The sequence below is a fragment of the Monashia sp. HAY1-5C genome (assembly GCF_056755255.1).
In genome coordinates this window covers 1-282 of record NZ_JBPGXG010000323.1, presented here as the reverse complement: position 1 = coordinate 282, position 282 = coordinate 1, and the positions used below count along the sequence as shown (strand labels likewise).

Here is a 282-nt window from a genome sequence, read left to right as displayed (position 1 = left end):
GCACGGGCTCGTCAACGTCATCTGCTCGACCGGGGTGTGGAACCGCTGCCGGCGGGTGCTGCGCGACAGCCCCGCGCTCATCGCCCGCGGCATCCTGGAACGCTCGACGGAGGGGGTGACGAACCTGCTGGCCGACCGCTTCGAAGACCTCCGCGTCGGGGTGCAGCACCGCTCGCGGGACTTCCGCTAGGAGACGCTCCTGTCACGTCCCGGCCGCTCCCGCAAGGGGCTGGGGATGCCGTCGCCCGCGGCGTACCGTGGCGCCCATGGCCAACGTCGCGG

1 protein-coding gene is annotated in these 282 nt (G+C 73.0%); it reads left to right on the top strand.

Features of this window, described 5'->3' with window-relative positions; all coding sequences use genetic code 11:
- Positions 1–190, top strand: a 190-nt coding sequence (locus ACR9ZK_RS21860) for a hypothetical protein (protein ID WP_481344055.1), incomplete at its 5' end; no start/stop codon positions are given.
- Positions 191–282: the final 92 nt, after the last annotated feature.